Source organism: Streptomyces sp. NPDC043908 (assembly GCF_056435525.1).
On sequence record NZ_JBWKEI010000005.1, the window covers coordinates 193,385 to 206,932 of the forward strand.

The window sequence follows — 13,548 nt, forward strand, 5'->3', positions numbered from 1 at the left end:
TTCAGTAGGCCATCGCGGTCGTGCGCGTCCGCGCCGCCGTCACCAGTGCCTCCATCACCTTGGTGTCCTCGCCCAGCTCCGGGTGCCACTGGACGCCGAGGACCCAGGCCGCGCCCGGCAGTTCGACCGCCTCGACGGTCCCGTCCTCGGCGTACGCCGACACCACCAGCGGGTCCGCGAGCCGGTCCACGGCCTGGTGGTGGTACGTCGGCACGGACGCCTCGTCCGGCTCGACGGCCGCGTAACGCGTGCCCGGCACCGGGCGCACGGTGTGGCGCCCGACGACTCCGGGGCCGCCGGTGTGCCCGTCCAGGTGCTGCACGAGGGTGCCGCCGAGCGCCACGTTGAGGAGCTGCATGCCCCGGCAGATGCCGAGCAGCGGTGTCCCGGACGCCAGGGCGGCCTCGATCAGGGCGCTCTCCCAGGCGTCCCGCTCCGGTGCGGGCGGCCCGGTCCTGGCCTCGCGGGCGGCCCCGTACCGGAGCGGCTCCACGTCCGGGCCGCCCGCCACGACCACCCCGTCGAGCCGGGCCACCACCTCGGCGGCCGACTCCGGGTCGTCCGGCGGCAGCATCGCCGTGAGCCCGCCGGCGGCCCTGACCAGGCGCGGATAGGCGGCGGGCAGCAGGGCGGCCGGCCAGTGCCACACCCCCCAGCGCACCGACTCCTCCAGATACGTGCTGACCCCGATCAGTGGCCGTCCCACCGCGTCCTCCCTTTCCTGCCGCCGTTCGGCACTCATCCCCGCTCCAGCTCGGCCTCCGCCGCCGCCAGGGCCGCGAACTCCTCCTCGGGGGCCCGTGCCACCAGGTGCCTGCGGCTGTAGAGGCCGAAGTACCCGATGGCGACCGCGTACACCCCGAGCGCGATCAGCGCCGCCACCACGTCCACCAGGAACGTGGCCACCAGCGCCGCGCACGCCAGGACCAGCGCGACCGAGGAGGTCAGGGCTCCTCCCGGCGTACGGTACGGCCGCTCCAGGTCCGGTTCGCGGCGGCGCAGCACGATGTGGGACAGCGACATCAGCGCGTACGAGACGGTGGCCCCGAAGACCGCGGCGTTCAGCATCCTCGCCCCGTCCCCGGTCGCCGCCGCCAGCGAGAAGGCGATCGCGCCGGGCACCAGCAGGCCGAGGTAGGGCGCCCTGCGGCGGCTGGTCAGGGAGAGGAAGCGGGGCAGATAGCCGGCCCGGGACAGGGCGAACAGCTGGCGCGAGCCCGCGTAGATGAGGGAGAAGAACGACGCCACCAGGCCCGCCAGACCCGCGTAGTTGACGATCCGGCTCAGCGCCGTGGCCTTCCCGTCCGGCTGGAGCGCCTCCACCAGCGGGTTGCCCGCGTCCTGGAGGGCGGCCGAGCCGCGCGCGCCCGCCGAGGCGACGAAGGTGAGCAGGGCCAGGACCACCAGGACGGCCATGGACCAGCGGATCGCCTTCGGCAGCGTACGGGCCGGGTCGCGGGTCTCCTCGGCGGCCAGCGGTACGCCCTCCACACCGAGGAAGAACCACATGCCGAACGGGAACGCCGCCCAGATGCCCATCACGCCCATCGGCAGCCAGGAGTTCGCGCCCACCGCGTCGTGGTGGACGGGGATGTCGTCGAGGCGGGAGGCGTCGAAGTCGAGGAGGGCGCCGACCGCGAAGACGAGCAGGGCCGCCACCGCCACGCCCGTCACCACGAAGCTGAACCGCAGCGCCTCGCCCACGCCCCACAGATGGATGCCGATGAAGACGACGAAGCAGGCGAGGTAGACGGGCCAGCCGGAGGTGAGTCCGAACAGCCCCAGGGACTCGACGTAGTCGCCGATGAAGAGGGAGATGGCGGCCGGTGCCAGGACGTATTCGATGAGGATGGCCGTGCCGGTCAGGAAGCCGCCCCAGGGGCCGAGCGCACGGCGCGCGAAGCCGTAGCCGCCGCCCGCCGTGGGCAGCACGGAGGAGAGTTCGGCGAGCGAGAAGACCATGCAGACGTACATCAGGCCCATCAGGGCCATGGCGATCGCGAGGCCGCCGAAGCCGCCCTCCGCGAGGCCGAAGTTCCAGCCGGAGTAGTCGCCGGAGACGACGTAGGCGACGCCGAGACCGGTCAGCAGCAGCCAGCCGGCGCTGCCGCGGCGCAGGGTGCGGCGCTCCAGGTAGTCGTCCGCCGGTGCGGCGGCGGGGGGCTTGGCGGATTCCGTGGACTCCATGGTCATGACGCGGCTCCCGACGGTCAATGGACTGGGGGCATACCTTTGCGGGGAACCCGGCCGGAAAGCAAGCCCCGTGCGTTACGTCGGAGTAAACGGGTGCGCGTCTGAGTGGCCTTGTGGACGGGCGCCGCGGTCCCGGACGCCCTACAGGGGCGCGGGTGGTGACACCATGCGGCTCCGCCGCGTGGGCGCGAGCGACCCACCGCGGCCCGCGGGCGGAGGCATCACGTGAGGAACCCCCGCAACAGCGCCGCGGTGCCCCCGCAGTGCTCCCGCATCATCTCGCGCGCCCCGTCCGCGTCCCCGTCGAGCACCGCCTCGACCAGCGCGGTGTGCTGGCGCTGGGAGTGCTCCAGGTTCCGTACGAGCAGCGGGATGCAGTCCAGCAGGTCGTTCACGGTCGCGCGGACCGCCGCGTACTGCGCCGTCAGGCTCGGGGAGCCGCAGAGCTCGGCGAGGGTCAGGTGCAGCAGCGTGTCCTGGCGCCGGTAGTCGGTGAGCGGCGCGTCGTGCGTGCGGGCCAGCGCCTCGCGCAGCCGCTCCGCCTGCGCGTCGGTGAGGCCGTGTGCCGCGCACAGTCCGGCCGCGCCCACCTCCAGGACCTCGCGGAAGCGCAGCGCGTCCTCCACGTCGACCCCGGCCACCCGGCGCCGCAGCTCGTCCTCGCCGGGCGTCGCGGCCCTGGGCAGCACGAACGTTCCGCCGTAGCGGCCGCGCCGGGCCTCCACCAGGCCCTGGTCGGTCAGCACCTTCAGGACCTCGCGCAGGGTCACCCGGCTGATGCCGAGCCGCTCGGCCAGCTCCCGCTCCGACGGCAGCCGCTCCCCGCCGGGCACCAGGCCGAGGCGGACGACCTGGAGGATCTGCTCCAGCGCCTCCTCGAAGCCGTTGCCGGCCCGTACCGGCCGCAGCACCGCGTCGAGCCGGTCCCCGGAATCCGGTCGCGACATCTGGCCGCACCCCCTTCCCAAGCAATGGTTCTCGGCAATACCTTATGGCTCCCGGCTGACCGAAGGAGGCTTTTCCCGTGGCAGACCGCACACCCCCGCTCGGCATCGAGGCGCTGCGCGCCCTCGTCGAGAGCGGCGAGATCGACACTGTGGTCCTGGCCTTCCCCGATATGCAAGGGCGGCTCCAGGGCAAGCGGTTCGCCGCACGGTTCTTCCTCGACGAGGTGGCCGCCCACGGCACCGAGGGCTGCAACTACCTCCTCGCCGTGGACACCGAGATGAACACCGTCGACGGCTACGCGATGTCGTCCTGGGAGCGGGGATACGGCGACTTCGCCATGCACCCCGACCTCGCGACCCTGCGCCGGGTGCCCTGGAACGAGGGCACCGCGCTGCTGATCGCGGACCTCGCCTGGAACGACGGCTCACCCGTCGTCGCCGCCCCGCGCCAGATCCTGCGCCGCCAGCTCGACCGGCTGGCCGCGCTGGGCCTGAGCGCCCAGGTCGGCACCGAGCTGGAGTTCATCGTCTTCCGCGACAGCTACGAGCAGGCGTGGGACGCCGACTACCGCCACCTCACCCCGGCCAACCAGTACAACATCGACTACTCGGTGCTCGGCACCGGCCGGATCGAGCCGCTGCTGCGCCGCATCCGCAACGAGATGGCGGCGGCGGGCCTGACCGTGGAGTCCGCCAAGGGCGAGTGCAACCCCGGCCAGCACGAGATCGTCTTCCGCTACGACGAGGCCCTGGTCACCTGCGACCAGCACGCGGTCTACAAGACCGGCGCCAAGGAGATCGCCTCCCAGGAGGGCGTCTCGCTCACCTTCATGGCGAAGTACAACGAGCGCGAGGGCAACTCCTGCCACATCCACCTCTCGCTCACCGACGAGGACGGCCGCAACGTCATGCGGGGCGACGGGCCCGAGGGCATGTCCGAGCTGATGCGCCACTTCCTGGCGGGCCAGCTCGCCGCCCTGCGCGACTTCTCCCTGCTGTACGCGCCGAACATCAACTCCTACAAGCGCTTCCAGCCCGGCTCCTTCGCGCCCACCGCCGTCGCCTGGGGCCACGACAACCGCACCTGCGCGCTGCGGGTGGTCGGCCACGGCCCCTCCCTGCGGTTCGAGAACCGGCTGCCCGGCGGCGACGTCAACCCCCACCTCGCGGTCGCCGGACTGGTCGCGGCGGGCCTGTACGGCGTCGAGCACGAGCTGGAACTGCCCGACGCCTGCACCGGCAACGCCTACACCGGCGACTACGAGCACGTCCCGACCACCCTGCGCGAGGCCGCCGAGCTGTGGGAGAACAGCCCCATCGCCAAGGCCGCCTTCGGGGACGAGGTGGTCGCGCACTACCGCAACATGGCGCGCGTCGAGCTGGACGCCTTCGACGCCGCGGTGACCGACTGGGAGCTCCGCCGCTCCTTCGAACGCCTGTGAGGCCCGCAGTGTCCGACGCGTACGACCCGAACGCCCCGGCCGGCCCGACGGACCCGGCCGGCCCGTACGAGCACCAGGTGCTCAACCCGGCGACCGAGGAGGTCGTCGCGACCGTCCCCGCCGCCACCGCGAGGGACGTGGACGCGGCGGTCGCCCGGGCCGCGCGGGCGCAGGAGAAGTGGGCGGCGCTCGCCCCCGCCGACCGCGCCCGGCTGCTGCGCCGCTTCGCCGCCGCCGTCGACGGGCACCTGGAGGAACTCGCCCAGCTGGAGGTCCGCGAGGCCGGGCACACCGTCGGCAACGCCCGCTGGGAGGCGGGCAACGTCCGCGACCTGCTCGACTACGCGGCCGGGGGAGTAGAGCGCCTGACCGGGCGTCAGATCCCGGTCGCGGGCGGCATCGACCTCACCCTGCTCGAACCGCTGGGAGTCGTCGGCGTCATCGCGCCCTGGAACTTCCCGATGCCGATCGCCGCCTGGGGCACCGCCCCCGCGCTCGCGGCCGGCAACGCGGTCATCCTCAAACCCGCCGAGACCACCCCCCTCACCGCCCTGCGGCTGGCCGAGCTCGCCCTCGTGGCGGGGCTGCCCGAACACCTCTTCCAGGTGCTGCCGGGCGCGGGCGCCGTCACCGGGAACGCGCTCGTCGAGCACCCCGGCGTGGCCAAGATCGTGTTCACCGGCTCCACCCGCGTCGGCAAGCAGATCATGGCCACGTGCGCCCAGCGGGTGAAGCGGGTCACGCTCGAACTCGGCGGCAAGAGCGCCAACATCGTCTTCGCCGACGCCGACATCGAGGCCGCCGCGCTCGCCGCCCCCATGTCCTTCCTCGACAACAGCGGCCAGGACTGCTGCGCCCGCACCCGCGTCCTCGTCCAGCGCCCGGTCTACGACCGCTTCCTGGAACTGCTCGCCCCCGGCGTCGAGTCCGTCGTGGTCGGCGACCCGGCCGACGAGAAGACCCAGATGGGCCCGCTGATCTCGCGGACCCAGCTGGAGCGGGTCCGCGCCTACGTCCCCGACGACCTGCCGGGCATCCGGGGCACCGCCCCCGAGGGCCCCGGCTTCTGGTTCGCGCCCACCGTCCTCACCGGCGTGGCGCCGGACGCCCCCGTGGCGGTCGAGGAAGTCTTCGGGCCGGTCGCCGTCGTCCTGCCCTTCGACGACGAGGCCGACGCCGTGACGCTGGCCAACGCGACCGAGTACGGCCTGTCCGGCTCGATCTGGACCCGGGACGTGGGGCGCGCGCTGCGGGTGTCCGGCGCCGTCGCGGCCGGCAACCTCTCCGTCAACTCGCACTCCAGCGTGCGCTACTGGACCCCCTTCGGCGGCTACAAGCAGTCCGGACTCGGCCGCGAGCTCGGCCCGGACGCGCTGGCCGCCTTCACCGAGACCAAGAACGTCTTCATCAGCACGGAGGCCTGAGCACATGACCGACGACACCTTCTGCCGCCGCCTGGTCGGCCGCACCGCCGTCATCACCGGAGCCGGCAGCGGCATCGGTCTCGCGGCCGCGCGCCGGCTCGCCTCCGAGGGCGCCCACGTGGTCTGCGGCGACATCGACGAGGCGGCCGCCGAGAAGGCCGCCGACGAGGTCGGCGGCCTCGCCGTCCGCGTCGACGTCACCGACGCCGAGCAGGTGGACGCGCTCTTCAAGGCCGCGTACGACACCTACGGCAGCGTCGACATCGCCTTCAACAACGCCGGCATCTCGCCCCCCGACGACGACTCCATCCTGGAGACCGGCCTGGAGGCCTGGAAGCGCGTCCAGGAGGTCAACCTCACCTCGGTGTACCTGTGCTGCAAGGCGGCCATCCCGTACATGCGCGAGCAGCGCCGGGGCTCGATCATCAACACCGCGTCCTTCGTGGCCCGGATGGGAGCCGCGACCTCGCAGATCTCCTACACCGCCTCCAAGGGCGGCGTCCTGGCGATGTCCCGCGAGCTGGGCGTGCAGTTCGCCCGCGAGGGTATCCGCGTCAACGCGCTCTGCCCGGGACCGGTCAACACCCCGCTCCTGCGGGAGCTGTTCGCCAAGGACCCCGAGCGGGCCGCCCGCCGCCTGGTCCACATCCCGCTCGGCCGGTTCGCGGAGGCCGAGGAGATCGCGGCGGCGGTGGCGTTCCTGGCGAGCGACGACTCCTCGTTCGTCAACGCGACCGACTTCCTGGTCGACGGGGGCATCTCGGGCGCGTACGTGACGCCGCTGTAGGCGGACGCGTGCGGCGGGGAGCGGCCGGCGGGAGGCGGTGTACGGCGGCCGGAGCGCGGTCTTAGGGTGGCCCGATGAGCATGACGACGCCGCCCGGCTGGTATCCGGACCCGGGCACCCCGCTGCTGGAGCGCTGGTGGGACGGCACCGCCTGGACCGGGCACACCCGGGCGGCCGGCCGGCCGGCGGAGCCGCCCCCGGCGCCGACCGTCCCCCTGGGGGCCGTGGCACCCCCGGACCGGCCGCGCGGCCGGGGCCCGGTGGCCGTCGTCGCCGTGGCGGCCGCGGTGCTCGTCACGGCGCTGGTGGCCGGGGTGATCGTCCTGAACGGTGGCGACGACGGGGAACCGGCGGCGGCGGCCACGCCGACCCGCGGTGCCACCACGACGGCTCCCACCCGGGCGCCGGGCACCGCGCCGCCGCCCTCGCCCAGCGACGACCCGAACGTCCTGGTCGACCAGCTCAACGGCATCACCCTGCCGGTCCTGCCCGGCTGGGAGAAGGCCCAGTCCAAGATCGACGGCCTGCCCACGATCCAGACCCGGGGCACCTTCGACTGCCCCGGCGACCCGGGCGCGTTCTGCCACCACGCCACCGTCACCACCCGCACGCCCACCCGTACCGACCTGAAGACGGCCGAGGCCCTCGCCCGGCACGACATCGCGGACGCGGCCGAGGACGCCTTCGGGAAGGACGGTCTCGACCGGGAGCGCTACGGCGGCCTCGTCTCGCACCGCGAGGCGCGCTCCGCCTCCGTGGTGGTCGCCGGGCGTACGGGATACCTGGTGCGCTGGAGCGTGCGAACGGGGGCCGGATCCGGCGGCTACGTCGAGTCGCTGGCCTTCCCGTCGAGCGTCGGCAGCGAGTCGATGATCCTCGTCCGGTTCGCCGTCGACGCGGGGAAGGGCGCCCCGCCGCTCGCCGTGCTGGACCGGATCACGGCCGGGATCCGGGTCCTGGGCGGCCGGGAGAACGGCGGGGTGGGCAGCAGCGTGGCGCCACCGGCGCCGTGAGCCGGTGGCGCCGGGACCTCACAGGAACGTGCGCCCCTCACCCCGGTAGGTGGGGACGGTCGCGGTGACCCGGTCGCCCTCCACCAGCACCAACTCGTCGAACCGCTCGCACAGTTCACCGGCCTTGGCGTGCCGGAACCACACCTTGTCCCCGATCAGCAGGTCGTCGGCGGCCGAGCCGAGCAGCGGCGTCTGCACCTCCCCGGCGCCCTCCTGCGGGTCGTAGCGCAGCCCCTCGGGCAGGTACGGGACGGGCAGCCGGTCCACGCCCGCCGCCCCGGAGGCGGGGTAGCCGCCGCCGAGCACGGTGACCACGCCCACGCCCGGCCGGCGCACCACGGGCTGGGCGAACAGCGCGGCCGGACGCCCGGTGAACGAGGTGTAGTTGTCGAAGAGCCGGGGCACGTACAGCCCCGACCCGGCGGTGATCTCGGTGACCGCGTCCTCGGCCGCGGTGTGCTGCACGCTGCCCGTCCCGCCGCCGTTGACGAACTCCAGGTCCGGCGCCACGGCCCGGACCGCCCGCACCACCTCGGCCCGGCGCGCCGCCAGCTCCCTGCGCGCGGTGGCCTGCATCAGCCGGATCGCGCGCGAGCGCACCGGCCGCCCCGCGACGGCGTCCCCGACCCCGGCGACATGGCCCTCGTACGCCATCAGCCCGACGAGCCGGAAGCCGGGGCGGCGGGCGACGGCACGGGCGAGCTCGGCCAGTTGGGCGGGCTCGCGCAGCGGGGAGCGGCGGGCGCCGACGCGCACGCGCCCCCCGAACAGCTGGAGCGAGGTGTCCAGCTCCAGGCAGACCCGGACGGGCGCGCCGTCCCCGTCCCGCGCCCGGTCGATGAGGTCGAGCTGGGCCGGATCGTCGACCATCACCGTGACGGCCGCGGCGAGCTTGGGATCGGCGGCCAGCTCCGCGAACTGGTCCCGGTCGGCCGACGGATACGCGAGCAGCACGTCCTCGAACCCGGCCCGGGCCAGCCAGATCGACTCCGCCAGCGTGAACGACATGATCCCGGCGAACCCGTCCCGGGCCAGCACCCGTTCGAGCAGCGCCCGGCAGCGTACGGACTTGCTGGCGACCCGGATCGGTTTGCCCTGCGCGCGGCGGACCAGATCGTCGGCGTTGGCGTCGAACGCCTCCAGGTCCACGAGTGCGAGGGGGGCGTCGAGATGGGCGGTGGCCCGGTCGTACCGGGCCCGGTCCGCTGCGCGGGGAGTCATGGGCAGAGCCTGCCAGAACGGCCTACCCGGGGGTAGGGGGACGAGTCGGTGCAGATCCCCCGAGCGCGGACCGCATCCCTGCTCCCGCGCCCCAGCCCGTAAAGTAGCGCCCACGCGGCGACGAACGGCCCAGCCGGCCAAGCCGATCCGCAGCGCGGGCACGACGGGTACGAGGGGGGCCATTGACCACGGACGCACAACGCTCCCCGGCACCGGCGCCCCACCCCGAGGAGGGGAACCCGGGTCAGGAGCCCGGCGCGGCCGGTCCGCAGGGACGGGTGACGTCCTCGGTGCCCCACGGCTCGGAGTCAGGCGCTGTCTTTCCTTCGGCGGTGCGCCGCGCGACGGGAGGGGACCCCGGCCAGGAGTCCCGTGCGCCCGGTCCGCAGGGACGGGCGGTGTCCGCGCGCCCCCGCGGTGAGGCCCCGGCGTCCGGTGCGGTCCTTCCTTCGGCGATGCGCCGCGCGACGGGAGGGGACCCCGGCCAGGAGTCCCGTGCGGCCGGTCCGCAGGGACGGGTGACGTCCTCGGTGCCCCATACCTCGGTGTCCGGTGCCGTTCCTCCTTCGGCGGTGCGCCGCGCGGCGGGAGTGGACCCGGGTCAGGAGCCCGGCGCGGCCGGTCCGCACGCATCGGCGACGTCCGCGCACCCCCAGCGCCGGGTCCCCGCGTCCGGTGCCACGTCCGCGCCCCGTGAGGCCCTCGCCCAGGACAGCGCTCCCCGTGCCGGTGAGACGCCGCGGTCGGCCATCGACCTGCTCGACACGGGCCTGGCGCCCCGGCCCCGGATACCCGCGCGGTCCCCGGCGCCCGATCCCGTGCGCCCTGCGGCGCGCACCTCCCCGCAGCCCACGCGCCCGCCCATGCCGCCGCACCCCGCCCCGACCCGCCCCCCGGCCCCGCCGACGCCGCCCCCGTCCGCCGGGCCGGCCCCCTCGCCCCACCCGGTCGCACCCGCCGTCCCCGCGCCCCGGGTCCCGCTGCCGCCGTTCCCCGCGGCCCTTCCGCACCCCGCGCCGTCCATACCCTCGGCCGACGCCCCGGTGCGCGGGCGGCGCCGGGGGCGGGTCGTCGCCGCGGCCGTCTGCCTGGTCCTGGGCGTCGGGCTGCTCGGTGGCGCCGCCGCCGGGAGCTGGCTGAGCGGGGAAGGCGGGGGAGCGGACGCCCGGGGCGGCTACACCGCCGCCCGCGAGATGTGGCACTCCACCCCCGTGGACACCCTCTTCCCGCCGACGCTGACCGGGAGCGGCGCGGGCCCCGGCGGCGCCGACCGCGTGTGGACCCGTATCGGGGTCGCACCCGACTCCGGCTGCGCCGGCGCCCTCGACCCCCTGCTGCTCAAGGCGCTCCAGCCGGTCGGCTGCGTCCGTCTGCTGCGGGCCACGTATACCGACGCCACCTCCAGCGCCGTCACCACCGTCGGGCTCCTCTTCACCGAGGCCGGCCCCGACGCGATGGCGGCGCTGCGCGCCCGGTTCGGCGACGAGTCCCTGGGCGACCGCGCCGACCTGATGCCGCGCCCGTACGCCGTCGAGGGCACCCCCGCCGCCCGCTTCGGGGACCGGCAGCGGGCGAGCTGGACCGTACGCGTCCTGACCGACGCCCCCGTCGTCGTCTACTCCGTCACCGGCTTCGCGGACGCCCGTACCGTCACCGACCCCCAGCCCGCCGACCGCGCCCTGGACGAGGGGACGACGGACGCGCCCGTCGAGGCGGGGCTCACCTACGACGCCAAGGGCATCGCGGACCGGGTGGAACGGGCCCTGCGCAGAACCGCCGCCACCGGAACGAAGAAGCCGTCATGACCACGCCCTGGCCCACCCCCCGCCGGTACCGCGCCGCCGCCCTCGCCGCCGGCGCCTGCCTCGCGCTCCTGCTGCCCGCCGCCCCCGCCCACGCGGACGTCATCCGGGACCGCCAGTGGGAGCTGGCCGCCATGCACACCCCGCAGGCGTGGCGGACCACCAAGGGCAAGGGCATCACCGTCGCCGTGCTCGACACCGGCGTCGACGCCACCCACCCCGACCTCGCGGGACAGGTCCTCCCCGGCAAGGACCTCGTCGGCTTCGGGGCCGGCCGGGGCAGCCGCGACTGGGCCCGGCACGGCACCGCCATGGCCGGGATCATCGCGGGCCACGGACACGGACCCGGCCGCGGGGACGGCGTCCTCGGCATCGCCCCGGAGGCCAGGATCCTGCCGGTCCGGGTGATCCTGGAGTCCACCGACCCGGCGCGCAAGAAGGCGCGCGAGTCACGCGGCGGCGCGCTCGCCGAGGGCATCCGCTGGGCCGTCGACCACGGCGCCGACGTCATCAACCTCTCCCTCGGCGACGACAGCGCCTCCGCGCACCCCGAACCCTCCGAGGACGCCGCCGTCCAGTACGCCCTCTCCCGGGGCTCCGTCGTCGTCGCCTCCGCGGGCAACGGCGGCGAGCAGGGCGACCACGTCTCCTACCCGGCCGCCTACCCGGGCGTCATCGCCGTCGCCGCCGTCGACCGCTACGGCACGCACGCCGCCTTCTCCACCCGCCGCTGGTACGCCACCGTCTCCGCGCCCGGCGTGGACGTGGTGATAGCGGACCCGGACCGCAAGTACTACGAGGGCTGGGGCACCAGCGCGGCCTCCGCCTTCGTCTCCGGCGCCGTCGCCCTGGTCCGCTCGGCCCACCCCGGCCTCACCCCGGCCCAGATCAAGACCCTCCTCACCGACACCGCCCGCAACGCGCCCCGGGGCGGCCGCGACGACGCCCGCGGCTACGGCAGCGTCGACCCGGCCGCGGCCCTCGCCGGGGCGGCGCGCCTCCGGCCGGAGGCGCCCGTGAACACGGCGCCCGGCCGCGCCCGCGCCTACTTCGGCACCGGCCCCGACAAGGAGAAGGAGAGCGGCCACCGCGCCGACTGGCTCGCCGCCCTCGCGGCCGCCGCCGGGGCCCTGCTGCTCGCCGCGTCCTTCGCCCTGTGGCGCGGCAGCCGCACGACCGCCCGGACCTGAACCGGCCCCGGCCTGGTGCCGAGGCGGCGGCGGGCCCCGGTTAGGCTCGTGCCGTGGCGCTCAAGAACATCCCGGACCCCGGTTTCTCCGACGACGACGGCACCGCCGACCCCGAACTCGCGGCGGCGCTCGCGGCCTGGGCGCAGGACAGGGACAGTGCGGCGGCCCGCTCGCGCGTGCTGGCCGCGCTCAAGGGGGCCCGGCTGCTCGTCCCCGTCGTCGCCGTGCTCGGTGAGGTGGAGACGGACGAGAACGGCCTGCGCCGCGAGAAGACCAGCGACATGGCGGTGCCCACGCTCACCGCCGGTGACCGCAAGGCGCTGCCCGCCTTCACCTCGCTCGCCTCGCTGGCGCTGTGGGACCCCGAGGCCAGGCCCGTCGCCGTCCCCCTGCACCAGGCGCTCCAGGCCGCCGCCCACGAGCGCGCCGACACGGTCGTGCTCGACCTGGCGGGACCCGTCGCGTACGAACTGACGGGCGGTGCGCTGCTCGCCCTGGCGGAGGGGCGCACCAGCGCGGACCCGCTCGACGACCCGGCGGTCGTCGAGGCCGTGCGCACGGCCGTCGCCGCCGAGCCCGCCGTGCTCCGCGCCCACCTCGGCCCCGGCACCGCCGACGGCACGCTCGCCCTGGTCCTGGCCGAGGACGCGGCGCCCACGGACGCCGCGCGCCGGGTCGCCGGGCTGCTCGCCGCCGACGAGGTGCTCCGCGCCCGACTGGTGCGCGGCCTCGACCTCGCCCTGCTCCCGGCCGCCGCCCCGCAGCCCAACGAGCCGCTGTTCACGCGCTGAGCGTCGCCCGCACACAGAAGGAGCGCCCCCGGTTCTCCGGGGGCGCTCCCTTCCGTACGGACGTGAGGGGCCGGGGACTAGCCGTAGACCGGGCCCGTGTACTTCTCGCCCGGGCCCTGGCCCGGCTCGTCCGGGACGAGCGAGGCCTCGCGGAAGGCGAGCTGGAGCGACTTCAGGCCGTCGCGCAGCGGGGCGGCGTGGAAGGAGCTGATCTCGGTGGTGCTGGCGTCCAGCAGGCCGGCCAGCGCGTGCACGAGCTTGCGGGCCTCGTCCAGGTCCTTGTGCTCGTCGCCCTCCTCCGTCAGGCCGAGCTTCACCGCGGCGGCGCTCATCAGGTTCACGGCGACCGTGACGATCACCTCGACGGCCGGGACCTCGGCGATGTCGCGGGTCATGGTGTCGAAGTCGGTGGTCTCGGGGGACTGGGGGGAGGTCTCACTCATGCCCCACACGATAGGCGCTGCGGCGGTGTGCGCACGATTGGCCCCTGTGCCGGTGTCCTGCTAACCTGGTGTAACGACCGGCCAGGCACTCCCATGTGCCCGGCCCACAAGTGGAGGCTCCGATCTCCCACCCGACCACCCTCCGGGGCGGCGGGTCATCCGGTCAGACGGTAGCCATCGTTCCGTACGGACGATGGAGCCGTCCGATGTGCGCCCCGCGGTTGACCGCGGCGGTGCTCCGGTAGTTCATGGAGCCCCGCCTGTGTCCCGTCCGGGGCATTTTTCATGTGCCGAG

General features: G+C 75.0%; 12 protein-coding genes. 7 read left to right on the forward strand and 5 right to left on the reverse strand.

The window, feature by feature from the left end; translation table 11 throughout:
* Window position 1 precedes the first annotated feature (1 nt).
* The 3 genes from AC069K_RS13710 to AC069K_RS13720 all read right to left on the reverse strand — a co-directional run bounded on the left by AC069K_RS13710 (window position 2) and on the right by AC069K_RS13720 (window position 3,140).
* Window positions 2–742, reverse strand: coding sequence for a gamma-glutamyl-gamma-aminobutyrate hydrolase family protein (locus AC069K_RS13710; RefSeq protein WP_478615526.1), 741 nt, complete (start codon window positions 740–742; stop codon window positions 2–4).
* On the reverse strand, window positions 739–2,193 hold the full coding sequence (eat, locus tag AC069K_RS13715; protein ID WP_478615529.1) for an ethanolamine permease: 1,455 nt from the start codon (window positions 2,191–2,193) through the stop codon (window positions 739–741). Before eat ends, AC069K_RS13710 begins: the two co-directional genes overlap by 4 nt.
* A 221-nt stretch (window positions 2,194–2,414) precedes the next feature.
* Window positions 2,415–3,140 (reverse strand): FadR/GntR family transcriptional regulator, encoded by a 726-nt coding sequence (locus AC069K_RS13720; RefSeq protein ID WP_478615532.1) that lies wholly within the window; start codon window positions 3,138–3,140, stop codon window positions 2,415–2,417.
* A gap of 77 nt (window positions 3,141–3,217) precedes the next feature.
* Here AC069K_RS13720 and AC069K_RS13725 point away from each other — a divergent pair, with 77 nt between their 5' ends.
* The 4 genes from AC069K_RS13725 to AC069K_RS13740 all read left to right on the forward strand — a co-directional run bounded on the left by AC069K_RS13725 (window position 3,218) and on the right by AC069K_RS13740 (window position 7,806).
* Complete coding sequence (locus AC069K_RS13725; RefSeq protein WP_478615535.1) at window positions 3,218–4,582, forward strand: glutamine synthetase family protein; 1,365 nt, start codon at window positions 3,218–3,220, stop codon at window positions 4,580–4,582.
* 77 nt (window positions 4,583–4,659) lie between these two features.
* Window positions 4,660–6,006 carry an aldehyde dehydrogenase family protein gene (locus AC069K_RS13730; protein ID WP_478615919.1) on the forward strand — a complete coding sequence of 449 codons (1,347 nt, stop codon included), beginning with the start codon at window positions 4,660–4,662 and terminating at the stop codon, window positions 6,004–6,006.
* 4 nt (window positions 6,007–6,010) lie between these two features.
* Entirely contained in the window at window positions 6,011–6,793 is a 783-nt protein-coding gene (locus AC069K_RS13735; RefSeq protein WP_365110889.1) for a 3-oxoacyl-ACP reductase, read from the forward strand.
* A gap of 74 nt (window positions 6,794–6,867) precedes the next feature.
* A complete protein-coding gene (locus tag AC069K_RS13740; protein ID WP_365110886.1) occupies window positions 6,868–7,806 on the forward strand; it encodes a DUF2510 domain-containing protein in 939 nt (312 codons plus the stop codon).
* A gap of 18 nt (window positions 7,807–7,824) precedes the next feature.
* Here the strand turns inward: AC069K_RS13740 and AC069K_RS13745 are convergent, their stop codons facing one another.
* Window positions 7,825–9,027 carry an amino acid deaminase/aldolase gene (locus tag AC069K_RS13745; protein WP_478615539.1) on the reverse strand — a complete coding sequence of 401 codons (1,203 nt, stop codon included), beginning with the start codon at window positions 9,025–9,027 and terminating at the stop codon, window positions 7,825–7,827.
* Window positions 9,028–9,482: 455 nt separating this feature from the next.
* On the opposite strand from AC069K_RS13745, the gene AC069K_RS13750 reads away from it, so the two are divergent.
* Genes AC069K_RS13750 through AC069K_RS13760 form a run of 3 tightly spaced genes read left to right on the forward strand, consistent with a single transcriptional unit; the run spans window position 9,483 to window position 12,810 of the window.
* Window positions 9,483–10,832 (forward strand): hypothetical protein, encoded by a 1,350-nt coding sequence (locus tag AC069K_RS13750; protein ID WP_478615542.1) that lies wholly within the window; start codon window positions 9,483–9,485, stop codon window positions 10,830–10,832.
* On the forward strand, window positions 10,829–12,019 hold the full coding sequence (gene mycP, locus AC069K_RS13755) for a type VII secretion-associated serine protease mycosin (RefSeq protein WP_478615544.1): 1,191 nt from the start codon (window positions 10,829–10,831) through the stop codon (window positions 12,017–12,019). The genes AC069K_RS13750 and mycP overlap by 4 nt, the downstream gene beginning before the upstream one ends.
* Window positions 12,020–12,072: 53 nt before the next feature.
* Window positions 12,073–12,810 (forward strand): SseB family protein, encoded by a 738-nt coding sequence (locus AC069K_RS13760; protein ID WP_478615548.1) that lies wholly within the window; start codon window positions 12,073–12,075, stop codon window positions 12,808–12,810.
* A gap of 77 nt (window positions 12,811–12,887) precedes the next feature.
* Here the strand turns inward: AC069K_RS13760 and AC069K_RS13765 are convergent, their stop codons facing one another.
* The gene (locus tag AC069K_RS13765) at window positions 12,888–13,253 is read right to left on the reverse strand and encodes a DUF1844 domain-containing protein (protein ID WP_358837796.1); all 366 of its coding nucleotides are present in this window, start codon (window positions 13,251–13,253) and stop codon (window positions 12,888–12,890) included.
* Window positions 13,254–13,548 lie beyond the last annotated feature (295 nt).